Genomic DNA, 12,929 nt, shown 5'->3' with positions numbered 1-12,929 from the left:
GGACGACTCAAGAAACACAAACATGTCATTGCTATCGATACCCCTTTTCTGATGCCGGTCATTGTACGCGGTAAGCAGGGGGACCAGGCAACTGCTCAAAGAGCGGTGTAGCTATGTCACTGAGTATCTCTTGACCGGCTCTCGGTACGGGACCGTCCCTTGTGAGATACGCGTAATTTGCACCTATAACAGGCGAATGTTTCCGCTCGCGACCCTGCTGGAGTTTATAGCCCATGCCGTTAAACGATACTGTCCCCTCATCCAGGCTGTTTTCTTATCTACTGAACCATAACAGTGTTCATTTATGCTCTACTGAGGATAGATGATGATCCGTTTGGGATAGGAAATATGGAAATATTTATTGTGATGAACTGATTACTGCTTTAGTCCTGTAGTATTAACTTGGGTCAGATAAGAGAGGATAAGGTTAGTTAATGAACAAACATTTGCGGCCTAAGTAGCTGGGTTTTGAAGCATAAATGCTTTTTCAAACCCTAGGCTTAGCGAATTTTTAGATTAACCTGATAGCAAGATGCATGGCTCACAATTTAAATTCTTGACTGCTTATACATAGATGAATACCATCTGAGAATCGTTACTATTGCACTCTGTAGATAATCCTGTTGGAAAAGGGGGGTATCTTGAGAAGAAAGACTCAGACGAAAGATAGTCTTCTAATAGTTAGAATGACTTTGCTAGCTGTGGAGTATACGGCTAGAGTAAAGAAATTGAGCCTACTCAATAGGTGAATCAACTGTCTGGGTTTCTCCATGTAATTTTTACGGGAGCGAAGGTATGGAATATCTATCCATTGCCTTCAGAAAAGTATTGTATGGATGTTAGGAAACAAGTGAGAATTATAAAATTTAGGCGGATGGCCTTCCACAACCTAACGTTCCATCTGTTGTTGCAAGCAACGTCCTAATCTCTGTGGTAGCAATTTTTGAGCTGTCATTGAGGTAGCTCTATGCAATTGAGAACTTTATATTGATGTAGGCATGTCTTCTATTGAATACAAGGATAGGTAAATCCAGAAATTAGAACTCCATTCTTCTATTGACTGTGTAGAACGTCAGAAATATTTAGGGCTCTGTATTACTTAATCCTAATACCATTGCAAACGATAGGTTAAGGGTACGGAGACATCCTTCCTATGCTGATGACACAACTAACCGGGGCTCCTCGCACCCCACAATTTTTACGTTTAGGGGAGGAGCTGATGAACATCAGCGAGAGAATAGGCTGTTTTGTAATCCTAGAGCTATGGAATGGAGGCAGAAATTAAATTGGGCTGCTGACTCGGAGGATTGGTATAGTTGGAGTTATCAAGCGGGAATTGCTATTGGAACAAAGCTGATTGATGATGTTGTAGTGAACCATATTACGACCCATCCTGATGCTTTAGTTATAGAGCTAGGCTCGGATTTATCTTCTTGCTATGACCAGGTAGCATCGGAAAAATTGATATTGTTCGAGGTAGATTAGAATCGTTGGAACAGGCCTCGAAAGATTAGTTCTAGTTTTCTGATGTTCGAAACGAAATAGCCTAGTAAAATAAACACATTAAGTATTCCTTTTTAAAGCTTGCAGGAACAAGAGTTGTAATCTGTTTGGCTCGCAATGAGATAAGTAGATCATCAATTTACTTTGGTGTAATTATGGATCTGTATTCGTTGTTAAATTATTTTTCCAGTCATGGAGTAAAATTATCTCTTTACGGCGATGCGTTAGAAGTTGACGCACCTAAGGGAGCTATTACTCCAGATATAAGTTGTTCTATTACGCAGCATAAAGCAGAGTTACTTTCGCTATTACATCAATATAGTGAGGTTTCGAATGTTAACGTCAATCAGCTACCTAACGTAGCACCTCGGCCAGAAGATCGCTATAAGCCTTTTCCTTTGACAGATATGCAGCACGCCTTTTGGGTAGGGCGCAGTGGTGCGTTGGAACTGGGTGAGGTTGCCAATCATGGCTATTACGAGATTGAGTCATATGATTTAGATTTAGAAAAATTGAATTTGGCATTGCAACAGTTAATTGATCGCCATGATATGTTACGGGCAATTGTTTTGCCCGATGGGCAACAGCAAGTTCTGAAAAAAGTTCCTCCTTATCAAATTGAAATATTAGACTTACGATCGCAGCCAGATCCTGTAGTAAAGGCTAGAATCAACGACATTCGTCATCGAATGTCTCATCAAGTATTACCTGCTGACCAATATCCGCTGTTTGAGTTTCGGGCGACGCGCTTAGACAAAGGCAAAATTCGGCTGCATATTAGTTATGATTTGCAAATATTTGATGCTTGGAGCCTATTTCGACTGTTTGATGAATGGTTTCAGCTTTATCAAGCATCTAACGCTGAATTAGTCCCCCTTGAAATTTCATTTCGGGACTATGTCTTAGCTGAGCAATCTTTACAGGAGACGCAACAGTATCGACAATCACAAGACTATTGGTTGAATCGCTTGGATACCCTACCGCCAGCGCCAGATTTACCTTTAGCAAAACGTCCTAGCGATCTTCAGCATCATCGATGTAGACGATACGAAGGTGGGTTAGAACAGTCTGTTTGGCAAGCATTGAAGCAGAAAGCAGCTCAAGCTGGTTTAACACCCTCTGGATTATTGTTATCAGCCTTTTCTGAAATCTTGGCAGTTTGGAGTAAAATTCCTCGGTTCACTATAAATCTTGCCCTTTTCAACCGTTTGCCGATGCACCCCCAAGTTAGCCATATTTTGGGGGATTTTACGTCTGTTACCTTGTTAGAAGCCGATCACTCAGTGCCCAAATCTTTTGCGGACCAAGCAGTGCAGCTTCAGCAGCAATTATGGAGAGACTTGGAACATCGCTATTTCAGTGGTGTCCGTGTAGTACGAGAATTATCCCGCAAGCGAGGCACTGCGCCCAGTGCTATGCCAATTATCTTTACAAGCACGTTAGGTTTCAGTTCACTGGGACAGGACACTCGTACGTTTAGTCACTTCGGCAAGTTAGTGTATGGCATCAGCCAAGCGTCACAAGCTTGGATAGATGTTCAAGTTTGGGAAGAGAATAATACTCTAACGTTCAACTGGGATGTTGTTGAAGAGCTATTTCCACAAGGGTTGGTTGATGATATGTTTTCAGCATATTGTCGATTCCTGCAAAAGTTGGCATCATCTGAGTCAGCTTGGACTGAGACAAGTCGTCAATTTGCCTTACCAAATCAACTTAACCAACGCTCTAAGGCCAATGCTAAATTAATCCCCATTCCTGAAATCACTCTGCATCAGCTATTTATAGAACAAGTAAAACTAAGGGACAAAGAGGTTGCGGTTATTTCTTCCCGCCGCAACCTCACTTATCAAGAGGTGTATGAATTATCAAAGCAAGTTGGCCATCGATTACGTGCCTTAGGCGTTCGCCCTAACCAGCTAGTAGCCATTGTGATGGAAAAGGGGTGGGAACAAATTGTTGCAGTGATGGGGACTTTGTTGGCTGGTGCAGCTTATGTTCCGATTAGTCCTGAGCTTCCTCAAGAGCGGTTATCTTACCTATTAGAGAATAGTAAGGCGCGGATTGTCCTCACTCAATCTTGGTTAAAACAGTTGCAATATCCTTCAGAAATTCACTGCTTGGATGTGGATGATATTGATCAGTTTTCCTTGGCAGATGAATCTACAGAGGATCTCGAACTTGTTCAAGGTTCTGATGATTTAGCTTATGTGATCTACACGTCTGGTTCTACAGGCAATCCGAAAGGTGTGATGATTTCACATCGTAACGTTATCAATGTGGTTGTTAATACTAACCAGCGCTTCAACATTGATGCCTGCGATCGCATCCTAGCTCTTACGGCACTTAATCATGACTTATCAGTCTATGACATCTTCGGACTTTTGAGTACTGGGGGAGCAATTGTTCTACCTGATGCAGCCTTAGTTAAAGAGCCGGCTCATTGGGCCAGCCTATTGCAGCAACATCGGGTGACGTTGTGGAATTCAGTTCCTGCCATGATGGAGATGCTAGTTCGCTATGCAGATAGCCATTCTAGAAGTCTACCTGACAGTTTACGGCTAGCAATCTTAGGGGGAGACTGGCTACCCGTTTCGCTCCCCAATCAGGTACGTGCTCTCGTGCCACAGATACAAATACTAAGTATTGGTGGTCCAACAGAAACAACGATTTGGAACATTGGCTATTTAATTGAGGAGGTTGATCCTAATTGGCAAAGTATTCCCTATGGTCAGCCAATGGCTAATTCGCAGTACTACATTTTGAATGATGCACTAGAAGACTGTCCCGTATGGGTTCCAGGTCAGATGCACTGTGCTGGAGTTCAGTTAGCCCAAGGGTATTGGCGAAATAAGGAAAAAACAGAGGCTAACTTTATCCAACACCCTCGTACAGGTGAGCGAATTTATCAAACAGGTGATTTAGGGCGCTATTTACCTGATGGAAATATTGAATTTTTAGGGCGAGTCGACTTTCAAATAAAATTACGCGGATATCGGATTGAACCTGGGGAAGTTGAAGCTACCTTAATGCAGCATCAATCCATCAAAAATGCCGTTGTTACGACATTAAAAAATACTCATGAGAACCAGGCTCTAGTGGCTTATATTGTGCTTCAACCTGGCGAAGAATCTGGCTTATTGCAAATAGAGCGGGCAAACTCTTCAAAGCATCAGCAACAATGGCAAGATCTTCTCCGAGCAGGATATAAACAGGCTGAACAAACCTTCTGGACGCTTGATCGATCTACTTTCTCAGCCTATTGGGACTATCAAAATCATTTGCATCTGATTTCAGTTTGTAAGGCATTGAAGAAGCTAGGTATTTACCAATCGATAGGAGACGCGTACACACTGGATGAAATCATAGTGCAATGTCAAATTGCGCCTCGCTATCGCAAGTGGTTACTTCGCGGTCTCAAGACACTGATTAAAGCAGGATTGTTAGAGCAACAGGGCCAGCACTTCAAAAGCATTGCAGATCTGCCAGCAACGGTCTTCCAACCTTTAACAGCAGAGATTCAATCCAGCTTATCTTGCAGTGACGAATTCATGCAAAACTGGATTGCCCTCATGCCAAAAACTCCCTTAGAAGAATTAGCAGACATTATCACTGAAAAAATTCACTCGGCAGAGATTTACACATCTGATAACACTCAGACGATATATCAGTTAATGTTTGCCGATTGTAATGCGATTTCTAAAGCTTTTATGAGTGCTTACCTTAACACTTTAGAACCAGATCGACCATTACGAGTTTTAGAAGTTGGCGCTGGCTACGGAACAACAGCAATTCACCTGTTGCCATTATTTTCGCCTGAGCGCACAACTTATGTCTTCACCGATATTTCTAACTTCTTTCTACAGAGAGCTCAAGAATGTTTTGCCGACTACTCCTTCATTGAGTACAATCGATTTGATCTTGAAAAAGATCCTTACCAGCAAGGCTATGCCCCCCACTCGTTTGACATCATCATTGCTGCAACAGTTTTGCATAACACCCGATCAATTGAAGAGTCGTTGCGGCATATTCGTGCTTTGTTAGCTCCCAATGGATTGCTTTTAGCTATTGAGAAAACAAGATTTCATCCTGCGTTTGATTTGAATATGGGTCTACAGCAAGGCTTTGAACGGTTTGAAGATAATAGTTTACGGCCAGAGCATCCCGTTCCTTCTAAAGAACAATGGCAGAGCGTTTTATGTCATCTTGGATTTGAAAACAGTACCTTCCTAAATCGTCCCGATTCAGTTGCCGATGATATTGGCTTTGATGTCCTGGTTGCCCAAGGCCCATCCTCAGTGAAGCAGTTTAAACCCGAAAGGCTACAGAATTTCCTTAACAAAAAACTGCCAGAATATATGGTGCCGCATCAATTTGTTCTCCTAGATGCATTACCCTTGACCGCGAATGGCAAGGTAGATCGCCTATCGCTGAGCACATTGAAGGGGCTTCATTCCCAAGCAAAGGCCACGTATGTAGTGCCTCAAAATGATATGGAACAGTTAGTTGCCAGTGTTTGGCAAGAAATTTTACAAATTGAGAGAATTGGGTCCCAAGATAACTTTTTTGCCCTAGGAGGCGACTCTTTACAAGCGACTCAGGTTCTCTCTCGACTGCGTGAGAAATTGAAAATCAATTTGTCTGTACAACGTTTGCTAGAAACGCCTACGCTTGCAGCTTTAGCAGACTCTATTGAAAAATTTCAGCAAATCACTCAAAAATTACAAGCCCCTATTGATGTTGCATCATCTCAACGGATGGAAATCAAATTATGAGTTCGATACAGGAATTTCTGCTCGAATTGAGTGAAAAGGATATTAGACTCTGGTTAGAGGGCGATAGCTTGTGCTGCAATGCGCCTCATGATGTCCTTACACCTGCTTTGCGCGACAAACTGGCACAGCATAAATCCGAAATCATCTCGTTTCTGTCTCAAACGATGACGGCTGCTGCTGCCAAAGTGAACACTATTTCACCGGCTCCGTCTGATAGTGTTTTACCATTAGCTCCTAATCAACAAGGGCTCTGGTTTATCGAACAGTTGGACAATAATCTAGCGACCTACAACCAAACCTTTGCAGTGGCGTTGGAGGGGCAGCTTGACGTTCATGTTTTAGAGCGCTCTCTACAGGAAGTTATCGCTCGTCATGCAATTCTGCGCACAAACTTTGTAAGTAGAAATGGAAAACCAGTTCAGGTTATTCAAGCGCTCAATGATTTCCAGTTATCTCAGGTAGATATTTCACATCTTGCAGAGGTCGATCGACGGGCAGAAATTGAGCAATTTACCATTGCCGAAGTTCAGCGTCCATTTAATCTGGCACAGGAGCAACTTTTCCGTATTTCGCTTTTCCGCCTGGAAAATAAATCCTATGTTTTGATCTTTATCATGCACCATCTGATTGCAGATGGTTGGTCCAGTGGCGTCATCATCCAAGAGTTAGGTACTCTCTACGAAGCATTTCTTGTCGGTAACCCTTCACCCCTACCAGCACTCTCTGTTCAGTATGCCGACTTTGCCTATTGGCAACAGCAACAGCTTGAAACGGTTCTAGAAAAGCACTTGAATTATTGGTTACAGCAGCTTAATGGTGCTCCTCCCCTTTTACAGCTACCGACGGATCGTCCGCGACAGGTTATTCAAACTAATCGTGGAAAGGCAACTACGTTAACGCTTGGAGCGGATTTGACGAGATCCCTCAAGCAATTGAGTCAGCAGCATGGGGTAACTCTCTTCACATTGCTTCTTACAGCATTCCAGGTGTTGCTGCACCGTTATACACATCAGACTGATCTGTGCGTTGGTACAACCATCTCAAATCGTGATAATCGTAGCCTGGAATCACTGGTCGGTTACTGTGTGAATACTGTTGTTATCCGTACTCAACCATCAGGGAACTCTTCATTTCGAGACTTTCTCAAGCATGTACAGCAGATTGTCTTTGAAGCCCAAGAACATAAAGATCTTCCCTTTCACACATTAGTAGAAAAACTTCAACCGCAGCGGGATCGGTCTTATACACCGTTATTCCAAGCTGTATTTGTTTTAGAGAGTTTAGGAATCGAGCAGATAGAATCAGGGGGGCTTACCCTTAGTCGATGGGAAACTCCAGTCGCCATTGCTAAGTTCGATTTGAGCTTATCGATGCAAGAAACTACGGGTGGTTTAATTGGTAGGTTTGAATATAATACAGAGCTATTTGACGATGCCACAATTAGGCGCTTGATCGGCCATTTTCAAACCTTACTAACAGCAATTGTGGCCAATCCAGATCAGTGTCTTTCCAACTTACCTTTATTAACGAACGCTGAAAGACAGCAATTGGTAAAGTGGAATAATAATACGTTTACTAATATTTCCTATGAGCGTTGTATCCATGAGTTATTTGAAGAGCAAGTAGAAAAGACACCGGATGCGATCGCAATTGTCTTTAGGAATCAGCAAATCACCTACCGTGAGTTAAACCAACGTTCAAACCAGTTGGCTCATTACTTACAAACATTAGGTGTAGGCTCCAATAGCTTGGTCGGTATTTGTCTTGAGCGATCGCCTGAGTTAGTGATTGGTTTTTTGGCAATTCTCAAAGCCGGCGGGGCTTATGTCCCCCTTGATCCAGAGTATCCCCAAGAGCGCTTGAGATTTATGCTGTCTGATTCCCAAGTCAGCATCTTACTAACGCAGCAAACATTATTGCCTAGCCTGTCATTTTTCCAGGAACGGATCCTTTGTTTAGATGCTGTTGTTCAGGCTTTTGACCAAGCAAGTAACGCTAATCCAGATAGCAAAGTCACTGCCGAAAGCCTGGCTTACATTATCTATACATCCGGATCAACCGGGCAACCCAAAGGAGTTCTCGTACCACATAAAGGGCTGCTCAACCTTGTATTCTGGCATCACTCTACCTTTAAGATATCCACTTGCGATCATGTCACACAGATTTTTGGGCTTGCTTTTGATCCCTGTGTTTTAGAGGTTTATCCCTGCCTAACAGCTGGGGCAACGCTCTATTTGGTAGAGCCAAACATCCTCCGCTCTCCTAGAAATTTACAAAGCTGGCTCCTAGAAAATTCAATTACAGTGACAGCTGTTGTCACGCCCTTGGCAGAAGCCCTACTTTCTTTGGACTGGCCCACTCAGACAGCATTACGCGTTATGTTAACTGGGGGAGATAAATTAAAACAATATCCATCTGAGAACATACCTTTTACGGTCATAAACAACTATGGTCCAACTGAGAATACGGTTGTGACAACGTCTGGCATAGTGACTGCTAAGTTAGAACAGCATTGGGCTCCCTCCATTGGAAAAGCCATTAATAATGTACAAACCCATGTTCTTGACAGCCATATGCAACCTGTTCCCATTGGTATTCCTGGGGAACTCTATATCGGTGGCACTAATCTTGCTAAAGGTTATTTAAATCGGCCTGATTTAACTGAGAAATCTTTTATTTCAGGAAAATCTATAGCTCACTTAACAGAGTCTAGTTCTGCTTATCTTTATAAGACAGGAGATCTGGTTCGATATCGACCGGATGGCAATCTTGAATTTTTAGGGCGCATTGATCATCAGGTAAAGATTCGTGGTTTTAGAATCGAGCTAGGAGAAATTGAAGCAGCTTTGACAACGCATCCTGCTACGGAGCAGGCTGTCGTTATTCTTAGGGACGATGAATCTAGCAATCAGCAACTTGTTGCCTATCTTGTCTATCAAGGTGTTGCAATACCCAATTCCTCTGAACTGAAGCAGTGGCTGAGAAAAACTTTGCCCGGCTATATGATTCCATCGATTTTTATATCTTTAGAATCCATGCCCTTGACACCGAATGGCAAAATTGACCGTCGGGCTTTGCCCACTCCTGATGCCATTCACCATAACCTAGGGCAATCGGTTGTTGCTCCTCGTGATGAAATCGAAGAATCCATTGACAGGATCTGGGCTCAGGTTTTAGGAATTGGGGAAATTAGTATCCATGATAATTTCTTTGAACTCGGTGGACATTCCCTAATAGCGACTCAAATTATCGCTCGAATTGAAACCACATTGGGAATCGAATTATCTCTTAGCAATTTATTTGATACACCAACGATTGCCGAACTTGCAGTTGCCACTAAAGCAGCACTGCAAATGACGCCCCACTATAATTTACCCCCTATTCAGAAGAGTCCCCACAGCGATCAGCTACCGTTATCGTTTGCTCAGATTAGATTAGTATTTCTACAAAAGTTGCAGCCCAACAATCCCTTCTATAACATCGCTACATCAATACGTTTACAGGGAATACTCAACGTCGATGTTTTAGAACAAAGTCTGACTGAAATCCTCAGGCGTCACGACATTTTACGGACTCGATTTCTTGACAAGGATGAGAAAACCTATGCAGTTGTTGCTCCCTTTTCAAACTTTGAACTACCACTCGTGGATTTGAGTAAGTTCTCTAATATTGAACAAGAGACCAAGATACAGCATTTAGCAACAGAAACAGCCTGTCAACCGTTTGACTTAAATGTTGATCAACTTTTTCGCTTTAAACTTCTGCGATTGAGCACAGCCGACCATCTGATGGTACTAACCATGCATCATAGTATTGCAGATGGTTGGTCAAGCAATATATTGATGCGTGAACTGTTGGCACTTTATAACGCTTTCTCCACAGGTCGGCCTTCATCATTACCAGAGCTACCAATTCAGTACGTAGATTTTGCACTTTGGCAAAAGCAGTACTCACAGGAAGCTTTTTGGGAATCTGACTTAGCTTATTGGAAACGACAACTCGCTGATGCGCCAACTCTATTAGCATTACCCACGGATAAGCCACGACCCTCAGTTCAGACATTTTCAGGTAACGCGCAACTATTCACACTATCCAAGAAGCTTGCTAAAGCACTTAGAACACTCAGTCAACAGTTTGAAGTGACACTCTTTATGATGCTGTTAGCAGCATTGAAAGTCTTACTTTATCGCTACACTAGCATGACGGATATTCTGGTGGGAGTTCCAGTTGCCCACCGGAATCGAATTGAGATTGAACCGTTAATCGGGTGTTTTGTAAATACGTTAGTATTGCGAACTGATTTATCTGGAGATCCTAGCTTTCAAGATTTATTGGAGCGAGTACGAAAGGTTTCTTTAGAGGCCTATACTCATCAGAATTTGCCCTTTGAAAAATTACTAGAAGAACTAAAGTTAGAACGAAATCTAGGACATTCTCCATTATTCCAGATAATGTTTTCCTTTGAAGATACGCTGGAATTGAATTTTAACGCGGCTGACCTGTCCATTGATATTTCACCCATTGATACCAATACTTCAAAGTTTGACCTGAGTCTTAATATGGTTGAGACCGAATCAGGTTTGATGGGCAGGTTAGAATACAATACAGACATTTTTGAGATAGATAGGATAGAACGTCTGATTGGGCATTTTGAAGTACTGTTGGAAAGCATTGTAGCGGCACCTTCTCAACCTATTAGTGAGCTATCGCCATTAACTTCTGTTGAAAAGCAACAGTTTCTTAATTGGAATAATACTAAAATAGACTTTCCTCGTAATTCATGTATTCATGAGCTGTTTGAAGCTCAAGTTGAGCAATCCCCTGACTCAATTGCAGCTGTATTTGATGGTCAGAAACTAACCTATAGTGAATTAAATCAGAGAGCAAATTATCTGGCGGACTATTTGCAAACTTTAGGTGTTAAACCCGATATGCTAATTGGGGTGTATCTGGAACGCTCTCTAGATATGTTGGTAGGAATGCTAGGTATCCTCAAAGCTGGTGCAGCCTACTTACCGCTCGATCCCAGTTATCCCCAGGAGCGACTCTCATCGATTGTATTAGACTCCCAGGTTTCAATCCTACTAACTCAGCAACATCTCATCGGACAATTACAATTGCTGGATCATCCTGCCCATGTACTTTGTCTAGATACGGAGTGGGATCTAATTAGCCAAACAACTCCCTACAGTGAAACGAAACCCAAGCATTCTGATCATTTAGCCTATGTAATTTACACATCGGGCTCCACAGGAAAACCTAAAGGTGTAAAAATCACCCATCAAAATGTGGTCAATTTACTGGTGGCAATGCAGCACGAGTTCCAGATTATCCCTACAGATATCCTGCTGAGTGTAACCTCTATATCTTTTGATATGTCTGTTGTGGAACTCTTCTCACCCCTGATAACAGGTGCCTGTGTTGTTATTGCCAGTCGTCAGGTTGCCATGGATGCTCAGCAGTTGAAGCAATGTCTTACAACTTCTAACGCGACCTTGATGCAAGCAACACCAGCAACTTGGCGTTTGCTCCTGGCTGCTGGATGGCAAGGTCATCACGTCCAGCTTAAGATTCTTTGTGGTGGCGAAGCTTTATCTCGTAATTTAGCGAATCAACTATTAGATAGGGCAACCGGTGTCTGGAACTTGTATGGTCCAACGGAAATCACTGTTTATGCTACGGCTCATAAGATAGATGCTTCACAGTTGTCCAGTCACACAGTTGCGATTGGTCGGCCGATTGCGAACACACAAGTATTGGTGTTAGATTCCTTAGGACAGCCAGTGCCCGTTGGTGTACCTGGTGAACTGCATATCGCAGGGATAGGAGTTTCACAGGGATATTTGAACCGCCCCGAACTGACAGCTGAAAAATTTATCTCTCACCCACAGGCCGGTAGGCTCTATAAGACAGGCGATTTAGTACAGTTCTTGCCAGATGGAACTCTTGAATACCTTGGGCGCAACGATCATCAGGTCAAACTACGCGGTTTCCGAGTCGAGCTAGGGGAAATTGAAGCAACGCTACTTACCCATGTCGCTGTTCAGGAAACAGTTGTCGTTGCTCAAGGAGATTCGAGCGACAACAAACGGTTGGTCTGTTATGTTGTTGCGGCTAAAGACCTCTCAACGTCTGGCACAACCATTATCAACGAACTACAACAGTTTCTTAGAAGCCAACTGCCCGACTACATGGTACCGTCGGCATTTGTCATGTTGGAGGATCTCCCGTTAACACCCAATGGTAAAATAAATCGTTTAGCTTTGCCTCAACCGGATAAGCAAGCAACTTCAGACGCACCTTATACAGCACCTAAAACATCAATTGAACGTAAGATTACCTCGATTTGGCAAGAGGTTTTACAGTTGGAAGATATTAGTACAAATGCTAATTTCTTCCATTTAGGGGGACATTCTTTGCTTCTGGTAAAGATGCAAATTCTCCTTAATAAGGATTTAAATCAGAATCTTAAAGTCGTGGATTTATTTCAATATCCGACTATTAAGTTACTGGCAAATTACATTAGCCAATCGCATCATGCCATCACTTCTGGGCAGCAAGCACAAGATCGAATTATCGCTCGTCAAGGGCGTCGATTTGCGATCTCACAAACCCGGCAACTGAGAAAACAGTATAGAACAACTCAACAGTGAG

Annotated in this window: 3 protein-coding genes; all 3 read left to right on the top strand. The window is 42.7% G+C overall.

The window, feature by feature from the left end; translation table 11 throughout:
- Positions 1-1,263: 1,263 nt before the first annotated feature.
- The 3 genes from U2F10_RS35290 to U2F10_RS35280 all read left to right on the top strand — a co-directional run bounded on the left by U2F10_RS35290 (position 1,264) and on the right by U2F10_RS35280 (position 12,928).
- Positions 1,264-1,485 (top strand): hypothetical protein, encoded by a 222-nt coding sequence (locus U2F10_RS35290; protein WP_163659769.1) that lies wholly within the window; start codon positions 1,264-1,266, stop codon positions 1,483-1,485.
- A gap of 173 nt (positions 1,486-1,658) precedes the next feature.
- Positions 1,659-6,275: an amino acid adenylation domain-containing protein gene (locus tag U2F10_RS35285; protein ID WP_499874799.1), complete on the top strand. Its 4,617-nt coding sequence runs from the start codon at positions 1,659-1,661 to the stop codon at positions 6,273-6,275.
- Positions 6,272-12,928, top strand: a complete 6,657-nt coding sequence (locus tag U2F10_RS35280; protein ID WP_499874798.1) for an amino acid adenylation domain-containing protein — start codon at positions 6,272-6,274, stop codon at positions 12,926-12,928. The genes U2F10_RS35285 and U2F10_RS35280 overlap by 4 nt, the downstream gene beginning before the upstream one ends.
- Position 12,929: the final 1 nt, after the last annotated feature.

Origin of the sequence: Leptothoe sp. EHU-05/26/07-4 (assembly GCF_043421015.1) — a bacterium.
Taxonomy (GTDB): domain Bacteria; phylum Cyanobacteriota; class Cyanobacteriia; order Phormidesmidales; family Phormidesmidaceae; genus Leptothoe; species Leptothoe turfae.
The sequence above is the reverse complement of the archived record's forward strand: the minus strand, read 5'-3'. Positions and strand labels throughout refer to the sequence as shown.